19 protein-coding genes and 2 tRNA genes are annotated in these 20,150 nt (G+C 67.4%); 11 read left to right on the top strand and 10 right to left on the bottom strand.

Annotated features, from left to right (window positions below):
- Window position 1 precedes the first annotated feature (1 nt).
- A complete protein-coding gene (locus ACWCSD_RS10410) occupies window positions 2-199 on the top strand; it encodes a helix-turn-helix transcriptional regulator (protein WP_397034421.1) in 198 nt (65 codons plus the stop codon).
- Window positions 199-1,611 (top strand): tyrosine-type recombinase/integrase, encoded by a 1,413-nt coding sequence (locus ACWCSD_RS10405; protein ID WP_449914006.1) that lies wholly within the window; start codon window positions 199-201, stop codon window positions 1,609-1,611. Before ACWCSD_RS10410 ends, ACWCSD_RS10405 begins: the two co-directional genes overlap by 1 nt.
- Before the next feature lie 74 nt (window positions 1,612-1,685).
- Here the strand turns inward: ACWCSD_RS10405 and ACWCSD_RS10400 are convergent, their stop codons facing one another.
- The 3 genes from ACWCSD_RS10400 to ACWCSD_RS10390 all read right to left on the bottom strand — a co-directional run bounded on the left by ACWCSD_RS10400 (window position 1,686) and on the right by ACWCSD_RS10390 (window position 5,942).
- Entirely contained in the window at window positions 1,686-2,744 is a 1,059-nt protein-coding gene (locus ACWCSD_RS10400) for a restriction endonuclease (protein ID WP_449914005.1), read from the bottom strand.
- 229 nt (window positions 2,745-2,973) lie between these two features.
- On the bottom strand, window positions 2,974-5,598 hold the full coding sequence (locus ACWCSD_RS10395; protein ID WP_449914004.1) for an SEL1-like repeat protein: 2,625 nt from the start codon (window positions 5,596-5,598) through the stop codon (window positions 2,974-2,976).
- A gap of 268 nt (window positions 5,599-5,866) precedes the next feature.
- A tRNA-Arg gene (locus ACWCSD_RS10390) sits at window positions 5,867-5,942 on the bottom strand.
- 1,735 nt (window positions 5,943-7,677) lie between these two features.
- Here ACWCSD_RS10390 and ACWCSD_RS10385 point away from each other — a divergent pair.
- A complete protein-coding gene (locus tag ACWCSD_RS10385) occupies window positions 7,678-8,691 on the top strand; it encodes a D-alanyl-D-alanine carboxypeptidase family protein (protein ID WP_449914002.1) in 1,014 nt (337 codons plus the stop codon).
- Here ACWCSD_RS10385 and mscL read toward each other — a convergent pair.
- Genes mscL through ACWCSD_RS10370 form a run of 3 tightly spaced genes read right to left on the bottom strand, consistent with a single transcriptional unit; the run spans window position 8,688 to window position 10,507 of the window.
- Window positions 8,688-9,086, bottom strand: a complete 399-nt coding sequence (mscL, locus tag ACWCSD_RS10380) for a large conductance mechanosensitive channel protein MscL (RefSeq protein ID WP_352326225.1) — start codon at window positions 9,084-9,086, stop codon at window positions 8,688-8,690. The genes ACWCSD_RS10385 and mscL overlap by 4 nt on opposite strands.
- Window positions 9,087-9,119: 33 nt before the next feature.
- On the bottom strand, window positions 9,120-9,701 hold the full coding sequence (locus ACWCSD_RS10375) for a Flp pilus assembly protein CpaB (RefSeq protein ID WP_397161545.1): 582 nt from the start codon (window positions 9,699-9,701) through the stop codon (window positions 9,120-9,122).
- The gene (locus tag ACWCSD_RS10370; RefSeq protein ID WP_397161544.1) at window positions 9,698-10,507 is read right to left on the bottom strand and encodes an S-methyl-5'-thioadenosine phosphorylase; all 810 of its coding nucleotides are present in this window, start codon (window positions 10,505-10,507) and stop codon (window positions 9,698-9,700) included. Before ACWCSD_RS10370 ends, ACWCSD_RS10375 begins: the two co-directional genes overlap by 4 nt.
- A 133-nt stretch (window positions 10,508-10,640) precedes the next feature.
- Here ACWCSD_RS10370 and ACWCSD_RS10365 point away from each other — a divergent pair, with 133 nt between their 5' ends.
- Entirely contained in the window at window positions 10,641-12,608 is a 1,968-nt protein-coding gene (locus ACWCSD_RS10365) for an MFS transporter (RefSeq protein WP_449914001.1), read from the top strand.
- Between the two features lie 31 nt (window positions 12,609-12,639).
- On the opposite strand, the gene ACWCSD_RS10360 is transcribed toward ACWCSD_RS10365, so the two are convergent.
- From ACWCSD_RS10360 to ACWCSD_RS10350, 3 genes are all read right to left on the bottom strand, one after another.
- Entirely contained in the window at window positions 12,640-12,945 is a 306-nt protein-coding gene (locus ACWCSD_RS10360) for an FmdB family zinc ribbon protein (RefSeq protein ID WP_352366385.1), read from the bottom strand.
- Between the two features lie 69 nt (window positions 12,946-13,014).
- Entirely contained in the window at window positions 13,015-14,520 is a 1,506-nt protein-coding gene (locus ACWCSD_RS10355; protein ID WP_397161542.1) for a potassium/proton antiporter, read from the bottom strand.
- Window positions 14,521-14,543: 23 nt separating this feature from the next.
- The gene (locus tag ACWCSD_RS10350; RefSeq protein ID WP_358301060.1) at window positions 14,544-15,113 is read right to left on the bottom strand and encodes a 5-formyltetrahydrofolate cyclo-ligase; all 570 of its coding nucleotides are present in this window, start codon (window positions 15,111-15,113) and stop codon (window positions 14,544-14,546) included.
- A 24-nt stretch (window positions 15,114-15,137) separates the two neighbouring features.
- Here ACWCSD_RS10350 and galU point away from each other — a divergent pair, with 24 nt between their 5' ends.
- The 7 genes from galU (at window position 15,138) to ACWCSD_RS10315 (ending at window position 19,683) form a co-directional block, all read left to right on the top strand.
- On the top strand, window positions 15,138-16,040 hold the full coding sequence (gene galU, locus ACWCSD_RS10345) for a UTP--glucose-1-phosphate uridylyltransferase GalU (protein ID WP_449913999.1): 903 nt from the start codon (window positions 15,138-15,140) through the stop codon (window positions 16,038-16,040).
- Window positions 16,027-17,202 (top strand): molybdotransferase-like divisome protein Glp, encoded by a 1,176-nt coding sequence (gene glp / locus ACWCSD_RS10340; RefSeq protein ID WP_364341110.1) that lies wholly within the window; start codon window positions 16,027-16,029, stop codon window positions 17,200-17,202. The genes galU and glp overlap by 14 nt, the downstream gene beginning before the upstream one ends.
- Window positions 17,199-17,675 carry a cyclic pyranopterin monophosphate synthase MoaC gene (moaC, locus tag ACWCSD_RS10335; protein ID WP_449913997.1) on the top strand — a complete coding sequence of 159 codons (477 nt, stop codon included), beginning with the start codon at window positions 17,199-17,201 and terminating at the stop codon, window positions 17,673-17,675. Before glp ends, moaC begins: the two co-directional genes overlap by 4 nt.
- The gene (locus tag ACWCSD_RS10330; RefSeq protein ID WP_352325746.1) at window positions 17,672-18,151 is read left to right on the top strand and encodes a MogA/MoaB family molybdenum cofactor biosynthesis protein; all 480 of its coding nucleotides are present in this window, start codon (window positions 17,672-17,674) and stop codon (window positions 18,149-18,151) included. Before moaC ends, ACWCSD_RS10330 begins: the two co-directional genes overlap by 4 nt.
- Before the next feature lie 58 nt (window positions 18,152-18,209).
- A complete protein-coding gene (locus ACWCSD_RS10325) occupies window positions 18,210-18,863 on the top strand; it encodes a GNAT family N-acetyltransferase (RefSeq protein WP_397161709.1) in 654 nt (217 codons plus the stop codon).
- Window positions 18,864-18,987: 124 nt separating this feature from the next.
- Window positions 18,988-19,560: a divisome protein SepX/GlpR gene (gene sepX, locus ACWCSD_RS10320; RefSeq protein WP_358301048.1), complete on the top strand. Its 573-nt coding sequence runs from the start codon at window positions 18,988-18,990 to the stop codon at window positions 19,558-19,560.
- A gap of 49 nt (window positions 19,561-19,609) precedes the next feature.
- Window positions 19,610-19,683 (top strand) — tRNA-Ala (locus ACWCSD_RS10315).
- A 64-nt stretch (window positions 19,684-19,747) separates the two neighbouring features.
- On the opposite strand, the gene ACWCSD_RS10310 is transcribed toward ACWCSD_RS10315, so the two are convergent.
- On the bottom strand, window positions 19,748-20,150 hold a 403-nt coding region (locus ACWCSD_RS10310), incomplete at its 5' end, for a ribonuclease E inhibitor RraB (RefSeq protein WP_449913994.1).

Raw genomic sequence — 20,150 nt, 5'->3', positions numbered from 1 at the left:
CTTGGCCACCGGCACCACCCAGCGAGGCATGCTCACCCTCGCCGACCTCTGCACCGAACTCCAGATCTCCCGCTCGACCTTCTACGACTGGCGAGCCAAGGGCCGCGCCCCGCGCTGCCTCAAGCTGCCCAACGGCGACCTTCGCATCCGCCGTGCCGACCTGGACCGCTGGCTCGCCACGATGGAGGACGCCGCCTGATGAAGGACCTCACCTACAACGTCCGCGTCTACGCCATCGAGGCTCGCAGGAACAAGGAAGGCAAGGTCACCTCCTACCGCGTGGCCTGGCAGACCACCACGAAGACCTGGAAGCGCTCGTTTAAGCTCGCCGCCCAGGCCGACACCTTCCGCGGTGCCCTGCTCACCGCCGCCCGCAGCGGCGAAGGCTTCAGCACCCTCACCGGCGAACCCGTCTCCTGGGGACGCACCGACCGCCCAGAGATGAGCTGGTACGACTTCGCCTGCAAGTTCGCCGACATGAAGTGGAAGAACGCCGCCGCCAAGTACCGCCAGGACATCGCCCGCGCCCTCACCGCCGCCACACCCGCCATGTACACCACCACACGCGGCAAGCCGGAAGACCGCGCACTGCGCTCAGCCATGCACCGCTGGGGCTTCAACACCAAGCAACGCCAGCAAGCACCCGACGAGGCCGCCGACGCGTTGCGCTGGCTGGCCGACAACACCAAGCCCATCTCAGCACTCATCGACGACGCCGGCCTCGCCCGCGACCTACTGGAGGCCGCCACGTCCCTGCTGGACGGCACCCGCGCCGCACCCAGCACCGTACGCAAGCACCGCATGCTCCTGTCCAACGCCCTCGACTACGCCGTGGAACTCAAGCTCCTGCCTGCCAACCCGCTCAAAACCCTGAAGTGGAAGCCGCCGGCCAACGCCTACGAGGTCGACCGGCGCAGCGTCGTCAACCACACCCAGGCCAAGGCGTTGCTCGCGGCCGTGGCTGCACAGAAGCCGAGCGGCGAACGTCTCGCGGCGTTCTTCGCCCTCATGTACTACGCGGCCCTGCGTCCGGAGGAGGCCGTCAACCTACGCCGAGACAACCTCACCCTTCCGCCTCTCTGCGAGAACGCGGAGAAGGGCGAGATGGAGGAGTCGGCCAACGCCTGGGGGGAACTTCACCTCGTCAAGGCCGCACCGTACGCCGGTCGGGACTGGACAGACAGCGGCAAGGCGCGAGAGGAACGCGCGCTCAAGCACCGCGCTGTCGGGCACAGCCGTACGGTGCCCATCCCGCCACCTCTGGTGCGGATCCTGCGAGCCCATCTCGCAAAGTTCGACCAGGGACCGCAGGGCCGCCTGTTCTACGGCGTCAAGGTGAGCGAGCTGCCATTCATCACCTACCGCCGCGCCTGGAAGGCCGCCCGCAAGACAGCCCTCACAGAGAAGGAGTTCGCCTCAGCTCTGGCCGCGCGACCATACGACCTACGTCATGCCTGCGTGTCCATGTGGCTCAACGCTGGCGTTCCTGCGCCGCAGGTGGCGGAATGGGCCGGGCACAGTGTTGACGTGCTCCTGCGCATCTACGCCAAGTGCATTGTCGGTCAGGACGAGGCGGCCAGGGCCCGAATTGCTGATGCCCTTGCAGAATAAGGCGGCGGGTGGGAGTCCGATGAAAGTGTCGGACTCCCCTCGCCACTCATGCCTACCCAGCTAAATCACATTGATCACGGGAGCCAGAGACCACTTCCGGTGGTCTTCATCGTAGCCAGCCATTCCCTGAGAGTGGTCGGATTGACTTCTCTCACTGGATAGCTTCTGGTTTTTGCTACTTCTCTCGCTCCGGGCAGCCATTCGGCCGTAGCTACAAGTAGCCCCTGCTTGGCGCCTTCCCACTCTACGTCTGCTGCCAACGCCTTAACGACGACTTTCTGGATCTTATGCTTCTCGCGTTTGCGCTGCACAATGATTGTTGGTGTCGCGCCCTCATCTCTCGCTCCAGATTCCCATATCCTTAGGTCGACCCCATTATCATTCCTGCCCGCACCAAGTTCGACCTCAAAGCCCTGTCGATAGAAGTGTTCGGCAGTAAGGGCTTCGAACTTCCTCCAATTGATATCGCCGATCTGGTCGAAATTAGCGACTAGATAATCTATGAAGCGCTGGTCAAAAAATCTACCATATGTGGCCATAGTAGATTCTGAATCGAAGAGCTCGGAAAGCTTTAGCGAATCTTCCCAAATCTTCTCGGAGGCGTCCAGTCTGATTGCGCTTCTGGCGTATCGAAACGCCATTTCGTCCAGTGCTACCGAGACCGCGCCTGCCAGCGCCTGTCCAGCAAGTTCTCGGGCTTCTTCGATGAGTTCGCCAGTGCGATTTGGCTCGACATGGATTGGATTGATGATCACAGCGAGTGGAGACGGGCCCAAATCTACCGGGTGGGGCTGTCTGACGGGATAGTATATGCGCCCAATCACGAACTCGGCTGCTTGGACTGCTAGGTCCAGGTCGCCGAGTCGTTCCTTGATTCCGGCGACTATTGGTTGGTTGGTTGCCCGCAGAGCGCCATGGAATCCGAACTTTTCCAGCACGGCCGCCATTAGCGTGCCGTTTACGGCCTTATACTCGGCACTAGTTCCTAGGTGCCGCTCCACTCGGTGCAAGTTCTCCTTGGTTGCTAGCTGTATTTGCTCTCTAGTCGCTGCCAAGCCGAGACTGATCCCAATCACTTCTGACAGACGCTCTATATAGGAACGATCGTTCACCCAGTCCCAGGGTTTGCCCATGGTGATCCTCTCGGATTCATCTTCGCCATAAAAGCATCTGTCGCTTACCGCTCGCCTTCCGCTGAAGGAAATGGTCTTGTTGCGACTGCTTTACGGCATCGCAAATCGCAGTTATAGCGTTCTAAGTGGAAGTGTGAGGCGGATGGCAGGTGCTTGCCTATATTGGTGTGGGCCGCGAAATCTTGAGGCCGATTGATAGTGGCGGATCGAGAGGCTTCTTGGTGATTGGTCAAGTGTCGTCATCATCTTCCGAAGCAGTGGGGGGATGTGCGGTGATAGGAGAAGCGGCAGAACCCAAATAGCCGTACTTCGCATACCATGCTGCTCGGCGCAACTCTGCCTCTTTGTGGTCTAAGTCGCGCAGTCGGCGTTGCGCTAGGTCCGATGCGTAGACGTACTCGCTGGTAATTGCTCTTGCTAGCCATGCTCGCGATTCGACTATCCGGCCTTGATCCGCCTCTAGCCCACCAAGGTCAACCATTGCTACGGGTGAAATTTCTGTATGCCCGAATTCGGCCGCTAGCCCATACCAGTGGCGAGCTTGATCCACTCGTTGGAGGCTTGCCTCTAACGTGCCGAGATCGAGCATAGCCTTCGGCGCTTGTTCAGAATGGCCGGTTTCGATGGCTCGCAAGAACCACTTGCGGGCCTCCTCCACCTGTCCAAGTCTCCCTTCCATGTGGCCGAGGTTGACCATCGCCTTTGGGGCTTGGTCAAGATGGCCGGACTGAACCGCCTGTGTATACCAGTGACGAGCCTGGTCCACCCGCCCCTGTTCCTCTTCCAAGTGGCCCAGGTTGAACATTGCTCTCGGCGTGTGCTCAGAGTGGCCGGAATCAATCGCCCGTACAAACCATCTGCGGGCCTCCTCGATCTGGTTTTCCCCTCTCTCTAGGATGCCAAGGTTGACCATCGCCTCTGATGCATACTCAGGATGATTGGTCTCCGCTGCGCGCACGAACCACTCGCGGGCCTGGCCTACTTGACCGTGGTCCGCCTCCAGCATTCCCAGGTGCTCCATGGCGCGGGGTGCTGATTCGGGGTGCCCTGACTCCACCGCGTTAGCCCACCAGCGGCGAGCTTCCTCTCCCCGCTCTCGCCGCGCCTCCAATAGGCCGAGATGGATCATCGCCGCTGTCGCGTGCTCGGGATGGCCAGCCTCAACTGCTCGCACCAGCCAGCGGTAGGCTTCGTCCGTTGGCCCTTGCGTTCCTTCGATGACGCCGAGGTTGACCATCGACTTCGGCGCGTACTCAGGATGACCCGACTCCGCAGCTCGCAGGAACCATTCGCGGGCCTTTTGCGTCCGTCCCTGCTCGTTCTCCACGATGCCGAGGACCACCATGGCTTGGGGTGCAGAGTCTTGGTGGCCGGACTCCACCGCCCGCAAGAACCATTCGCGGGCTTCCTCCACTTGGCCCTGCTCCTCATGCAGGATGCCCAGGTTGTACATCGCCCTCGGGGAGTCAGGATGACCAGATATAGCAGCGCGCGTCAACCACTGATGGCAATGGCTGGAGTCCTCCGTGGCGTAGAAGTGATCAGCGATGGTCATGACTACGGGCAGGGTGATGTCAGCGGCTGAGAGGCGCTCCAGTAGCTTGGCTGCAGCCTCGATTTCGCCGTGGTCGAGTGCTGTGTAGCCGAGTTTGAGCAGGTTGCCGTCGTCAAGGTGATGGAGGGCGTAGTCCCATAGGGGCGGAGCAATACGCCAACCGATCGGCTCGTCTTCTGCGGCGACTACAGCTAATAGGCAGTGCGGCCTGTACGGGGCGGTGGCGCTGAGCAGTTGCGGACGGGCTGCGGAGGCGGGCGCCTTCGCCCATTCCAGTGCGCGAACGAAGTTGTCGGCTGGAAGCCGAGTGCGTGACGGTAGGCATGTCAAGTGGCGCCGGTAGTCTGCCCACAGCTTCTGAAGAACCTTTCTGGTTAGCCGCTCTGGGATCTGCGCGCGGTGCCAGTCTGTGGCTGCACGTAGCAACGCCACACGGTCGGTCGCCTGTTCGGAGTCGCCGGTTGTCAGCGCGTTACGTAGTTGCCTCAGAGAGACCATCAGGCGACCCATCAGCACTTCGGTTGCCACGTCATCTATGGACGGCTGCAGAGCCTGGTAGCTGGATTCGGCGCGGATCAGTTCACGCTCGCCAGGTGTGATCACTCCCAGGACGAGGTGTACGGTGTGCTCGGCCAGAACATGCATCACATGAGAGGGCAGCCGGGCCGCTGGTTCCCCGTGTAGACCGGTGATCTCCTCGGTGTGCAGTGTGACCAAGACTCCGACCCGAGGCGGGAACTTGGCCAGCAGTGTCTCAGTGAGTTGGCCTAGATGCTCCAAGCTGATGGCATCTAGCCATACCACCACTCCGGCCTGCGGTTCCACCCACTCGGCGGCCCGCTCTAACATCGCCGCCAGCGTCAATTCCTGCTCGCGTTCGAAGGCGGCCAGCTTCCATTGCGGTATGTGGATCTGTGCCGCATGAGCCAGCGCGTGCGTAGTGCCGGCGAGGCGCTCTCCCTGCACCAACACCACACGCTCTCGTCCACCGGCGAGAGCATCTAGCGCCTGACCGAGCTGCCTGTCGATCGGTCGGTTGATGTGTGGAGCCATCCGATCAGGACGGGCGAAACGCGAGTCGGCAACGCCAAGTTGAGCAAGACTGACGTGCTCCAGCGGTAATGGTCGCCCACGCGGATCCGCAACCCGCAGCCTCCCGGCCGGTTCGGACTGGGACCTCCAGCTATCCCAGGCACCAGTTGCTAAGGCTGCGGTTAGTGCGGCCGCTCCCCATCCCCAGCTCCACCCGCTGTCGTCGAGCACCTGATTGCCCAGGATCGCGACCGCCAGCAGCAGCACAGCGCTGCCATATCCGCTCCACCGTGTCGACCGCCGAGAGAGCATCGTCAGGCCGCCTTCCTGCTTGAACCCGACCCCGAGTCCCATCTCCATTCTCTTTGCTACGCATGGGCGAAGTCTCAGAGTCTGTGAGAGCTGAACTGCCCTGGGAAGGCATTGGGAAGGGGTGGCCGCAAGCGATCGACGGCAGTCGGACACCACCGGACACACCAAAAAGCCCTCGACCGACGTTTCCGCTGGTCAAGGGCGCTTCGTTGCTGCTCGAACCTGGTGCCCCCGGCAGGATTCGAACCTGCGGCACCCGCTTTAGGAGAGCGGTGCTCTATCCCCTGAGCTACGGAGGCGGACCCTCGTAAGCCTAGCGAAAGTTGGGCAGTGCGTGGGCCGCCGGGCCGGGGTCAGTTTGGTGAGGTTGGTTATGGGTGCTCTGAGCTGCGGTAAAGGCATGGCAAGCGGTCGGATTCCGGTGCTTCGTGCGTGGCTAGCTTCTGCCTGTGACCAGGAGGCGATCCACGCAAGCTCGTAGGCGGCCCGTTGTGTTGTTCGGGGCGTTGCTGGCGCCGGCGATTCTTGCCGGCGGACTGTTGGCGGGGGAGATGCGGGGGTTCGAGGGGGTTGGTGCGCCGGTGGGGATGGAGGAGCGGAGGGCGGTGCGGTTGGCGTTCGAGCCCGTGTGGATGCCCGCGCCTGCTCATCCTGATCGGCGGTACGAAGGGGTGATTCCGGCGCCTGTGCGGAAGGTCGCCGAGGTGTCTGAGGCGTTGGAGGTGCGGTCCTCGGTGCCCGCGCCTGCGCCGGAGCCGGATCCTGTGGTTGAGGAGGAGCCGTACGCGCCTGAGGCTTCGCGGTCCTCGCCTGGGTGTGCGGGGGAGTGGGAGGACACCTGGCTGTGGGACATGTGCCGGGAGCGGGAGCAGGAGGCGGCACAGAATGCCCGCTATGGCTGGTTGTCGGGTTTGTGAAGTTGACGAGGGGCGTTGGTTGAGGAGGGTGTGGTCGCGGGGTGCGCCGGCGCCCCAGGCCGCCGGCCGCCGGCTAGGCCAGTGAACTATCTCCCCGTGTTGCTGTGTCTCGGGGGCGGTTAGGCGCGGGAGTGGCTTGGGGGTTGGTGTTGGTTGCGGTGGGGGTTTCCCGATCAGGGGGCACTGCGCTGCTGGGGCAGGGTACGTCGGCTCGGTGGGCACGCTGGAGGTCGTTGCGTATGGCCTGGTCCCTCTTGGTAGGGGGCATGCGTGCGACTGCGCGGCTGGAGTGAAGGTTCTGAAGCCAAGGGCTGAGGTGAGGTCAGGAATGGCTCGGCGACGTTGCGCAGCTCGTGGAGGACTGTAGGTCGAGTGGCGCAGCTCTTGGGATGACCTCCCGTTGTGCCCAACAGACCGCGACAGACTCGGAGGTCTGGACACGCTGTCGGCGGTGATCTCAGAAGGGACTGGTCGCAAGGGTCTGGTGAGCACCGTTCCCGGAAGAGGACGAGCCGCCGAAGCTCAGAGGGTGGAGGAGTCCGCAAAGGGGGGCGTCGCGGGTCTTTGTAAGGGGTCGCGGTCCTCGTGACAAGAGACGCCAAAGGCCTCGGAGAGGTGAGAAAGGGTGCCGTAGCGGACGGCGGAGACGAACCACCGCAAGAGAGCCCAGGTGGAGTCGCGGGGGCCATGTCATGCCAGGGCGCCCGGAGGTCTGGGTGTGTGCGGTGCGGCGGTGCAGGAGGGGTGCAACCGTGCATGACAGGCAGGGGTGCGGTTGGTCCGGGTGGCCAGTGTGCGCGCTCTCGCAGCCGTCTTTCGGGGTTGTGCAGTGACAGCGCCTCACGGGCCGTCTGCACACCGACAGAGAGGTCAAGGCGCACTGTTCGGTGGCGAGGGTGGAGGTAGGGATGCGATGCCGCTGGTGGGGAGGGGGAGCCGTACATAGTGCGCTTTTTGTCTCATAGCAGCTCTTCGGAGTTCGGTCCGGACACTCAGGGGGCTGTAGTAACGTGCGTGCCTGACCCGGGTAACGAGTGTGCAAACGGAGGAGTCGAACGTGCCATCCCCTCGATCAGCGGGTCTGATCGCGGTCGTCATGGCGATGGCTTCTCTCTTCGTGCCATCAGCGGTTCAGGCGCAGGCGCGGACCCAGGTGGAGCGGCGGGATCCGAGCAATCTGGCGGAGCTGCGCAAGGAGGCCGAGAAGTCGGCCAAGGAGCTTGAGGACGCCACCAAGGCGCTGGAGAAGCGGCGTGCCACGATCGCGGCGTCCGAGAAGGAGCTCAAGGCCAAGCTGAACGGGCTGCAGGATCTGGAGCGCAGGCTCGCGGTGATCCGGCAGCCGGTCTCGCAGCTCGCGGAGCTGCTCTATGAGCAGCCCGTCGGGGCGGACGGCGTGGTGCCGTTCCTGTCGGGGGACGCCGGCGTCGGCACCCTGCGGGCGCTCTCGGACTCGACGGAGATGGTCCGGGTACGGCAGCAGGCCGTGGAGCAGACCAGCACCCTGTACAAGGAGGCCGAGCGGCTGGCCGCCGAGGCTCAGGAGTTGAGGGCGGGCAACCTGCTGGCCGAGGCTCAGATGGCGGCTGAGATCGACACGCTCAGGCAGCGTTCGGACAAGATCGTCAAGTCGCTCACCGCGGCGCTGGTGAAGCTGGGCATCAAGATCGACAAGGTCGGACGGGCGGCGCTGGGCTGCAACCCTCTCCAGGCCGCCACGGCCAACAACTACCCCAACGGGCTCATCCCCAAGAGCATGCTCTGTCCGTTGCAGCAGAAGGGCTTCAGTCTGCGGGCGGACGCCACCATCGCCTTCGTCAGCCTGAACGAGGCCTACCGGAGGCGGTTCGGCAAGGCGATCTGCGTGACGGACGCCTACCGGAGCCTGGCCGAGCAGCAGTCCGTCTACTACCGGCGGCCGGGGTTCGCGGCCGTGCCGGGGCGGAGCAACCACGGTCTCGGGCTGGCTGTGGACCTGTGCGGTGGCGTGGAGCGGTTCCGGTCCACGGAGTTCGTGTGGATGGAGAAGAACTCCAAGAGGTACGGGTGGTTCCATCCCGCCTGGGCCTACAGCAGCCCGTTCGAGCCGTGGCACTGGGAGTACGACCCGAAGATCGACTCGCAGCTCTAGGCAGGCACGACCTCGGCGCTGCAGAAGGCGCAGCGGGAGGCGGCCTTCGGGATCTCCGACAGGCATTCGGGGCAGTCGCGGGTCTTGGCCTCGACCTGGGCCGCCGCGCGCTCCTTGAAATGCGTGTACGGCTTGACGACCAGGAAGTAGATCACCGCCGCGATCATCAGGAACGAGATCACCGCGTTGACGAACTTGCCGTACATGAAGTGGGACGCGCCGACGGTGACCTTCAGCGAGGAGAAGTCGGGCAGGCCGCCGAAGGCCGAGATCAGTGGGGTCAGCAGGTCGGCGACGAACGACTGCACGATCGAGTTGAAGGCCGCCCCGATGACCACCGCGACCGCCAGGTCGAGGACGTTGCCCTGCATGAGGAACTTCTTGAATCCGTTCATGGCCGAGAATCGTAGTCGAACGATTACTCTCAGCTAACTCTTGAAGGTGATGGAGAGGCGGCCCGATGTCTGGGCGCCCGCCAGCTGGGCCGCCTGGTACGGGGTCGCCGCCAGCACCACCAGCGCACCGCCGGTACGGGAGTCGTCGGCGGGACGCGGGATGGTGATCACGCGGACGTCGTCGGCGATGAGCTGGGCCGGCTGACCGCCCTCCCCGGCGGCCAGGACGCCGACGGTCGAGCCGGGGCGGATGAGGGCGACGGCGTCGGGGTCGGCGATGCGGACAGGGGCGGCCACCGTGCCCGGCGGCAGCGGCACGGGATGGAGCAGGCGGGCGTCGGTCAGCGGCTCGCCCCGGCGCATGGGCCCGGCGAGGTAGCGGCCCGCCGCGTACGACCGGATGGCCCCGTCGGGCGGACGGGCGAGCGGCTCCGGACGGAGGTCACCGGGACGCAGCGGGCCAGGGGTTAGGTCGCGGGCGGCGACGAGGACCTCAGGGCCCGCAGCGGGACGGAGAGCGACATAGGCCGACAGGACGCCCACTGCGGCCAGGACCGCCGCGATCGGACGACGCCGCCGGGCCCACGGCCGCAGCCAGGCCGGCTGCCTGCTCACGGCAGCTCGAAGGGCAGCTTGATGCCGTCGAGGGCCGAGCCGCAGGGACACGTGCGGTCGGTGGGCAGGGCCTGGACGGTCTCGGCGATCAGCGTGCGCATGCGGGTGACGTTGCGGGCGAAGAACTCCAGCACCTCGTCGTGGGTCACGCCCTGACCGGCCTCGACCCCGGCGTCGTGGTCGGTCACCAGGGAGAGCGAGGTGTAGCACAGGGCCAGCTCGCGGGCCAGCACCGACTCGGGATAGCCGGTCATGCCCACGATCGACCACCCGTTGGCGGCGAACCACTGGGACTCGGCCCGGCTGGAGAAGCGAGGGCCCTCGATGACCACCAGCGTGCCGCCGTCGACGACGTCGCCCCAGCCGGTGGAGCGGGCCGTGGCCACGGCCGCGGCTCTGCCGGACGGGCAGTAGGGGTCGGCGAAGGACACGTGGACGGCCCCCGAGACGTCGTAGTACGTCTGCGGCCGGCCCGAGGTGCGGTCGACGATCTGGTCGGGCACGACGATGGCGCCGGGGCCGTACTCGGCCCTGAGTGAACCGACGGCGCTGGGGGCGAGCACCTGCGTCACGCCGAGCGAGCGCAGCGCCCACAGGTTTGCGCGGTAGGGGATGCGGTGGGGAGGGAATCGGTGGTCCCGGCCGTGCCGGGGGATGAACGCGACCGAGCGCGAGCCGATGCGGCCGACGGTGACGACGTCGCTGGGCGGCCCGTAGGGGGTGGAGAGCTCGATCTCCTCCGCGTCGTCGAGCAGGGAGTAGAAGCCCGAGCCGCCGAGGACGCCGATGTCTGCGCGAGTGACCATGGCGCCGAGAGTAGCCGGACGGCCGAGGGCGGCGAGAACGCCGAACGCCGTTCTGTGGACAACCGCGCGGGCGCGAGATCACCCCCCTGAACGCGGAGCGTACGCACACCAGTACGAAGAGTAGGATCGCCGCATGCGGCAAAAAGGGCTGGGCCTCATCATCCTCGCGCTGATGCTCGGCATGCTGCTGGCCTCCCTCGACCAGACCATAGTCTCCACGGCCCTGCCGACGATCGTGAGCGACCTGGGCGGGCTGGAGCAGCTCTCCTGGGTGGTGACGGGCTACATGCTCGCCTCGACCGTCTCCACGCCGTTGTGGGGCAAACTGGGCGACCAGTACGGCCGCAAAAAGCTCTTCATCGCCGCGATCATCATCTTCCTCCTCGGATCGGCCCTGTGCGGGCTGAGCCGGAACATGGGGGAGCTGATCGGGTTCCGCTCGATCCAGGGGCTGGGCGGCGGCGGGCTCATGGTGCTCGCGCAGGCGATCGTGGGCGACGTGGTCTCGGCCCGCGAACGAGGGCGCTACCAGGGCTTCTTCGGCGCCGTCTTCGCCGTCAGCAGCATCGTGGGGCCGCTGCTCGGCGGGCTGTTCGTCGACCATCTGTCCTGGCACTGGGTGTTCTACGTCAACCTTCCCCTGGGCGCGATCGCCCTGGGCGTGATCGCGGCGGCGCTGCCCGGCGACGACACGCGCACCAGCCATCGCATCGACTACGCCGGGGTGATGCTGCTCGGCGGCGCGACCTCGTGCCTGGTGCTCATCACGACCTGGGGCGGCACGACCTATCCCTGGGCGAGCCCGGTCATCGCCGGCCTGGCGCTGGGGGCGGCGGCGCTGGTCGCGGCGTGGGTGGCCGTCGAGCGGCGGGCCGCCGAGCCGGTGCTGCCGCTGGGGCTGTTCCGGGTGCGGGCGTTCGCGATGTCGTCCGCGGTGGGGTTCGTGGTGGGGTTCGCGATGTTCGGGGCGCTCACGTACCTGCCGCTGTTCCTGCAGGTCGCGCATGGGGTGAGTCCCACCTTGTCCGGGGTGTACCTGCTGCCGATGATGGCCGGGATGCTCACGATGTCGATCGTCAGCGGGCTGGTGATCTCGAAGACCGGCAGATACCGCTTCCTGCCCATCGCGGGCACGGCCGTGGCGACGGCGGGGCTGTTCCTGCTGTCCGGGCTGAGTGAGCGCAGCAGCCTGCTGACGATGGGCGGCTACCTGCTGGTGCTCGGCGTCGGGCTCGGGATGACCATGCAGGTGCTGGTGATCGTCGTGCAGAACGCCGTCGACTTCAAGGACCTCGGCGTGGCCACCTCGGGGGCGACGTTCTTCCGGTCGATCGGCGGCTCCTTCGGGGTCGCCACGCTGGGGGCGGTCTTCACCGGCACGCTCGACGGCGACCTGCGGGAGGTGCTGGCCAGGGCCCGGTTGCCGGCGGGGTTCGACCCGTCCGGGATCCAGCGCGACCCGACCGTCATCCAGCGGCTGCCTCCCGCGCTGGCCGGTCAGTTCCTCCATGTGTACGCCGATGCCATCGCCACCGTCTTCCGGGTGGCCGCGCCGGTGATGTTCGGCGCGTTCGCGCTGAGCTGGTTCATCCCGCAGACGCGGCTGAGGGAGACCACCAAGGCGGCGGACCTGGGCGAGGGGCTGGGCGCCACGTCGGCCGAGCGGTCGTCGCTGGAGGAGGTCGAACGGGGGCTCATGCGGCTCGCCGACGCCGACCTGCGCAGGGGTTACTACGAAAGGCTCGGGGCGCTGGCCGGGCTGAGCGGCCTCGCGCCGCAGGGGGTGTGGGTGCTCGCCAGGCTCAACGACAAGGGCTGGGTCGGCGCGGGCGAACTGGCCGAGTGCGCCAAGGTGAGCAGGGCACACGGACGGCCCCACGTCGACCGGCTGGTGGACGAGGGGCTGGTGGAACGTTCTGAGGACGGCGAGCGGCTGCGGCTCACGCCGAAGGGGGACCGGGCGGCCCTGGGGCTCGTGCGCTGCTCACGCGAGGGGCTGAGCAGGCTCGTGGCCGACTGGGGGCCCGATCCACAGCTGACGCGGCTCGTCGATCGCATCGCGCCGGAACTGCTCGGCGCGTACGCCGACCGGCCTCGATGAGGCCCCCGCCCGTGCGGGCGGGGTGACGCGCCTAGTTGGAAGCCGCGGCGGGCGCCGGCGCCGGGGTGGACGACGACGAGGACGACGCGGACGACGACTCGCTCGACTTGCTCTCGGCCGGCTTCGACGGGGTGGTCGAAGAGGCGGAGGACGTCGAGGACGAGCGGTTGTCGGTGCGGTAGAAGCCCGAACCCTTGAACACGATGCCGACGGCGGAGAACACCTTCCGCAGGTTGCCCTGACAGTTGGGGCACACCGTCAGCGCATCGTCGGTGAACTTCTGCACGACTTCGAGCTGCTCGCCGCAGTCGTTGCAGGCGTACTGGTAGGTCGGCACGCGCTCCTCCTTATACGTTCTGGCACTCGAGCGATGCGACTGCTAATGCTAACCGATTGGGCCAAACACCTATTCCAACCCCCGCTCCCCGTACCAACCGGCCAGCTTGCCGCTGCGGCTCACCGCGCGCAGGCGGCGTTCGACCTGGTCACGGCAGGCGGCCGTGGTGACCACCAGGAGCTGGTCGTCGGCCCGGACGCGGGTGCTGTTGTCCGGTACGAACGATTTGCCGTCGCGGACCACGAGCGTGACGGCGGCTCCGGCGGGCAGGCGCAGCTCGAAGACCTCCACGCCGTGCAGGCGCGACCCGGCGGGCACCTTGACCTGGAGCAGGTCCGCCTTGAGCTCCTCCAGCGGCGCGGACTCCACCTCCAGGTCGTGCGCCTCGCCCGGCGCGCTCACCCCGAGCAGCCGGGCCGCGTACGGCAGTGTGGGCCCCTGCAGCAGCGTGAACACGATCACGATCACGAAGACCCAGTTGAAGATCTCCTTCGAGCCCTGCACGCCGGACGCCCACGGGATGGTCGCCAGCACGATGGGGATCGCGCCGCGCAGCCCCGCCCACGACAGGAACGCCTGGTCGCGCCAGCTCACCCGATCCAGCCGCAACACCCGGGCCACGGTCGAGCTGACCAGCACCGACAGCGGGCGGGCCACCATCACCAGCACGGACCCGGCGATCACGCCCGGCACGATGGCCGACGGCAGCTCCTTGGGGGTGGCCAGCAGTCCGAGCATGACGAACAGCCCGATCTGCGCCAGCCACGCCGCGCCCTCGGCGAACCCTCTCGTCGCGGCGCGGTGGGGCAGGCGCGAATTGCCCAGGATGAGGGCCGTGAGGTAGACGGCCAGGAAGCCGGAGCCGTGCAGCAGCACCGCGCCGCCGTAGGAGACGAAGGTGAGGGCGAGCACGGCGATCGGGTAGAGGCCGGAGGCGGGGAGGGCGACGCGGCGCAGCGCGTACGCGCCCGCCGGTCCGACCGCGAGGCCCACGGCCGCGCCGATGACCAGCTCGATGGCCGTCTCCAGCAGGAACGTTCCCACTGACGCCGGCCGCCGGGACGCCCCGCTGAGCAGCACGACGGCGATGACCGTGGGGGCGTCGTTGAATCCGGACTCCGCCTCCAGAACCCCCGCCAACCGGGTCGGGAGCGGCAACCTGCGCAGCACCGAGAAGACGGCGGCCGCGTCCGTCGAGGCCAGCACGGCGCCGAGGACCAGCGCCGCGGTCGGATCCATGCCGAGCAGCCCCTGGACGGCCAGCGCCACGACCACGATGCTCACCGTCACGCCGACGGTGGCCAGGATCAGGGCGAGCGGCACCGATTTGCGGACGTGCGACCAGGTCGTGGTCAGACCGCCCTCGGCCAGGATCACCGCCAGCGCGATCAGGCCGATCTGCTGGACGGTCTGCGGGCTCTCCAGCTTGGCGCCGAACCCCGAAGCCCCCAGAACCAGGCCGAGGGCCAGGAAGAGGAGAAGGCTGGGCAGACCGCTGCGATGCGTGATGCGTACGGACGCGATAGCCGCGATGACAATTCCGGCGCCGATCAGGAGCCAGACATCAAGCGTCATCCAGCCCCCTCTCGTCCCTTCGGTCACATAAGCCTAGTGAGTCCGCGCGGCGTCATCGCAAAACGGACCCGGTGGTCGTGCGGCTCGGCGGGCACGTCGTCGATCAGCTCGCCGTCGTGCAGCAGGGCCACCGTGGGGACGTTGGGCCCCACCCTGGCCAGCGCGCGGTCGTACGAACCGCCGCCGCGTCCGAGCCGCACCCCCGTGCGGCGGTCGACCGCGAGGGCGGGCACGATCACCAGCGCGGCCGTGCGGACGGCGTCGACGCCCCGGCGCGTGTCGACCGGTTCCATGATGCCGAAGCGGCCAGGGGCGAGCGTGTCCGGGCCGTCGTAGACCGCCCAATCCAGGTCATTGTCCTCTTTCAGCACCGGAAGGATCACCGTCGCGCCGTGTTTCCACAGAGCGAACACGAGACCGTGCGTCTCCGGCTCCGACCCCGCCGACCAGTAGCAGGCCACCAGACCGGCCATCTGGACCCACGGCTGTTCGAGCAGCGTCTCGCGGACCTTGGTGGCGTTTGCCCGCAGTTGTTCGGGGGGTAGAGCGGTACGCGCCGCGAGCAGTCGGCGACGCAGGTTCAGCTTGTCCACAGGTACCTCCACTAGGGTCTACTCATGGCTGACTTCGACCCTGTGACGAAAGCCGTCGTGCCCGCCGCGGGTCTGGGCACCCGGTTCCTCCCGGCGACCAAGGCGACACCCAAAGAGATGTTGCCCATCGTCGACAAGCCCGCGATCCAGTATGTCGTCGAGGAGGCGGCCTCCGCCGGGCTCCTCGACGTCCTCATGGTCACCGGCAAGAACAAGCGGTCCATCGAAGACCACTTCGACCGCGCGTTCGAGCTGGAAGAGGCCCTGGAGGCCAAGGGCGACGAGCAACGGTTGTCCCAGGTCCGCGAGCCCGCCTCGCTCGCCACGCTGCACTACGTGCGGCAGGGCGAGCCGAAGGGGCTCGGGCACGCGGTGCTGTGCGCCAAGCAGCACGTCGGCGACCACCCGTTCGCCTGCCTGCTCGGTGACGACCTGATCGACTACCGCGACCAGCTGCTCAAGCGCATGATCGAGGTGCGTGACACGTTCGGCGGCAGCGTGGTGGCGCTGATGGAGGTGCCGAGGGAGCAGGTCTCGCTCTACGGCGTGGCCACCATCGCCGGCACCGTCGAGGACGACGTCGTGCGCGTGACCGACCTGGTGGAGAAGCCGCCGGTGGACGAGGCGCCCTCCACATGGGCGGTCATCGGGCGATACGTGCTCGATCCCGCCATTTTCGAGGTCCTGGAGAACACCCCGCCGGGGCGTGGCAACGAGATCCAGCTCACCGACGCGCTGCGCACGCTGGCCGGCCGCAGTTCCGAGCAGGGCGGGCCGGTGCACGGCGTGCTGTTCCGCGGGCGGCGGTACGACACCGGCGACAAGCTCGACTATCTGCGCACGGTGGTGAAGTTCGCCGCCGATCGCGAGGATCTGGCGCCGGAGTTCGTGCCGTGGCTGCGGGAGTTCCTCGATGAGATCGGTTGACGCGCATCTGGCCGAGATCCTGGCCACTGTGCGTCCGTTGGCGCCTCTGGAGCTGGAGCTGGAGCGGGCGCTAGGCACGACGCTGGCCGAGGACGTCTCCTCGCCGGTGCCGCTGCCGCCGTTCGACAACTCCGCGATGGACGGCTACGCGGTCAGGGCCGAGGACGTCCCCGGCACGCTGCCGGTGATCGACGACGTCGCCGCCGGCTCCGACGAGTTGCGGGCGGTGGGCCCCGGGCATGCCGTCCGCATCATGACCGGGGCGCCGATGCCGGCCGGGGCGGACTCCGTCGTACCGGTGGAGTGGACGGACGGCGGCACGGTCTCCGTCCGGATCAATCGGGATGTCCCGGTCGGTAACGCGATTCGCCGGGCGGGTGAGGACGTCCAGGCGGGCGAGGTGGTGCTCAAGGCCGGCACGGTGATCGGGCCGGCCCAGCTCGGGATCATCGCCGGTGTGGGCCGGCGGCGCGTGTGGGTGCGTCCGCAGCCGCGCGTCGTCGTCATCTCGACCGGCGCCGAGCTGGTCGAACCGGGCGCACCGCTGAACCGCGGGCAGATCTGGGACTCCAACAGCTTCACCCTGACGGCCGCGGTCCGCGAGGCGGGCGCCGAGGGGTTCCGCGCGGGGTCCGTCGGCGACGATCCCGCCGTGCTGCTCGACCAGCTCGACACCCATCTGGTGCGCGCCGACGCCATCATCACCAGCGGCGGGGTCTCCATGGGGGCCTACGAGCCCGTCAAGGAGGCGCTGTCGCCGCTCGGCACGGTCCGGTTCGAGAAGGTCGCGATGCAGCCCGGCATGCCGCAGGGCTTCGGCGTCCTGGGCGACGACCGGGTGCCGATCTTCGCCCTGCCGGGCAACCCGGTGTCCTCCTTCGTGTCGTTCATGCTGTTCGTCCGCCCCGCGCTCGACAAGATGCGCGGCCTGCCCACCGACACGGCCCCGGTGACCGCCTACGTCACCGCGGCGCTGCGCTCGCCGTCGGGCCGGCGCTCGTACCTGCGCGGCGTGCTGTCCTCCGACGGCACGGTCGCGCCGGTCCACGGGCAGGGCTCCCACCAGCTCGCGGCCCTGGCCTCGGCGAACGCGCTGATCGTGGTGCCGGAGGACGTGACCGAGGTGCCCGGCGGGTCCGAGGTGGAGGTGATCCGGATTTGAGCGAGTTCACGCACCTCGACGAGACGGGTGCGGCGCGCATGGTCGACGTCTCGGCCAAGGACGTCTCCGCCCGTAGCGCGACGGCGACCGGGCGGGTGCTGCTGTCGTCCGAGGTCGTGGCGCTGCTGCGGTCGGGCGAGGTGCCCAAGGGCGACGCGCTGGGGGTGGCCAGGATCGCCGGGATCATGGGGGCGAAACGCACGCCCGACCTCGTCCCGCTCTGCCACCCGATCGCGTTGCACGGCGTCAAGGTCGTGCTCGACGTCGAGGACTGGGGCGTGGCGATCACCGCCCGGGTGCGGACGGCCGACCGCACCGGGGTGGAGATGGAGGCGCTGACCGCCGTCACCGTGGCCGCGCTGGCGCTGATCGACATGGTCAAGGCGGTCGATCCGGCCGCCGTGATCACCGATGTCCGGGTGGAGGAGAAGGTGGGCGGCAAGACCGGTCTGTGGACCAGGGAAGCCACGTGATCAGGGCGCTCGTGGTGACCGTGTCGAACCGCGCGTCCGCCGGGATTTATGCCGACAAGTCAGGGCCGTTGCTGGCCGAGCTGCTGGCGTCCGACGCCGGCTGCGAGGTCTCGGGGCCTGTGGTCGTCCCCGACGGCGACGCGGTCGAGGCGGCGCTGCGGGACGGCGTCGCGCAGGGTTACGACGTGATCGTCACCACCGGCGGCACCGGGCTCACGCCCCTCGACCTGACGCCGGAGATGACCGCCCGCGTGATCACCAGGGAAATTCCCGGTATAGCGGAGGCCATTCGCCTGGCGAATCGCGACAAGGTGCCCACGTCGGTCCTGTCCCGGGGGTTGGCCGGTCAGGCGGGTGACACGTTGATCGTGAATCTGCCCGGCTCGTCCGGGGGCGTCCGGGATGGGGTCGCGGTGCTCGCGCCCGTCCTGCGGCACGCCGTCGAGCAGATGAAGGGCGGCGACCACCCCCGCTGACCAGGTTTCGGTCTGCCGATCGATGATCCGTGGCGACATCGAGCCCGATGGGGGGATGATGAGAGGCGTGGATCGACTTCGTGGCTGGCCGGCGATTCTGAACGAGGGCCCGGTAGGCCTGCGGCCGCTGCGGCTGAGCGACGTACGCGTCTGGCGCGAGACCAGGTTGCGCAACGCCGACTGGCTGCGTCCCTGGGAACCGAGCAACCCCGAGACCCCGCTGTTCAGGACGGGGCTCGGCCCGTACGTCTCCATGGTCGGCACCCTGCGCCGCGAGGCCCGGCAGGGGCTGGCGCTGCCCTGGGTGGTCACCTACGGCGGCCGCTTCGCCGGGCAGCTCACCGTGGGGGCCATCGTGTGGGGATCTGCCCGTTCCGCCCAGGTCGGTTACTGGGTGGACGGCGCGCTGGCCGGGCGGGCCATCATCCCCACCGCCCTGGCCCTGGCCGTCGATCATTGCTTTTTCACCACCGGATTGCATCGGCTAGAGGCGAACATCCGTCCTGAGAACCAGGCCAGCCGTAGGGTGGTGGAGAAGCTCGGGTTCAGGGAAGAAGGCATTCGGCGTCGCCAACTCCACATCGACGGGGCCTGGCGCGACCACATCTGCTACGCGCTGACCGTCGAGGACGTCCCCGGCGGCCTGCTCGTACAGTGGCGGCGCGCCCGTGAGGCGGCCGCTCACGGCGGTTCTCCGATCGAAGAGGTTTGACGATCTCGCGACACACCGCACCGAATGCTCGTCAATCAGTGACACACGGTCTTACGGTGCGTGACGTGAGCACAATGAAGGCGCGACGAGCACAGACGCGCTTTCGTGCTGCCCGGAGGTGGTCGTGAGCAGCGCCTTCCTCTATGTCGCCATTGTGGTGATGTGGCTGTGCGTCCTGATCCCGATGTGGTTGCGCCGGGACAAGACGAACCTCCAGGAGCTGGCCGAACTCGAAGAGCACTACACCGGCGAGCACGCCCTGCCCGACCTGGACAACCTCGACGCCACCCTCGGCGACGAGGACGCGCCGGAGGTCGAGAAGGTCGATGTCCGGCAGTTCCGGTTTCGGCGTAGGGCGATCATCGTAGCGCGCCGCCGGAGGTTGTTGTTCTTCACCGCGCTGCTCGTCCTCGCCTCGGTGGTCACGGCCGGGGTCGAGATGATCCCGTGGTGGGGTGTGGCTCCGTCCGTGGTCGTCATGCTGTCGTACATGGCCTTTCTGCGGATCGCCGTACAGGTGGATCGCGAACGCCGCGAGCGGGCCCTCCAGGCGCGCTCTGAGCGGCTGCGACGGGCCCGCGAGCGGCGCCGGGCGGCGGCCGAGGTGGAGGCCGAGGTGATCGACCTGACCGCGCTGCACGCCGACGTCCTGTTCGACCAGTACGCCGAACCGCCCAAACGGGCGGTGGGGGACTGAGAGGATGGCGCGAGGACCCTTGGGAGTTTGCTAATCTGGTCGAGTCCTTGGGGATGTAGCGCAGTCCGGTAGCGCACTTCGTTCGCATCGAAGGGGTCAGGGGTTCGAATCCCCTCATCTCCACCCAGGTCAAAGGCCGCTTCCCCGTTGTGGGAGGCGGCCTTTCGCGTTGCTGAGTGACTATCCCTCACGGGGCGGCTGCGGCCTGCCAACCGTCGTATGCGCCGTGGTGGCGAGCTGCCAGGTCGTCGAACAGGTTGCCTGTCTCCCGTACGAAGTCGGGTGAGATCACGGCGGTTGCCTCGCAGGTCACCGGCCAGCTGTCAGGAGACTCCGGGGAAGGCTTCCCGACCTCGGGGCGCAGACCAAAGCCGGCGCCGTTGGCCTCCTTGGCGATGCTCTGAGCGGCATCGAGGGTCGGGGCGTACAGGTGGAAGATCACACGACGAGGCTGCTCAAGATCGGCCCCTGCCTTGGTGAGCTGACGCATGACCATCAGGTCCTTGTATTTGACGCCAAGCTCCGGTGACCGCTCTTCCGGATCGATCTGCTCCTGCTTCTTTCTCCGGAACGGCCACATATGACATCCC

The sequence above is a fragment of the Nonomuraea sp. NPDC001684 genome (genome assembly GCF_053596515.1).
Note: the sequence above shows the minus strand (reverse complement) of the source record. Positions and strands in the feature narration are given on the sequence as shown.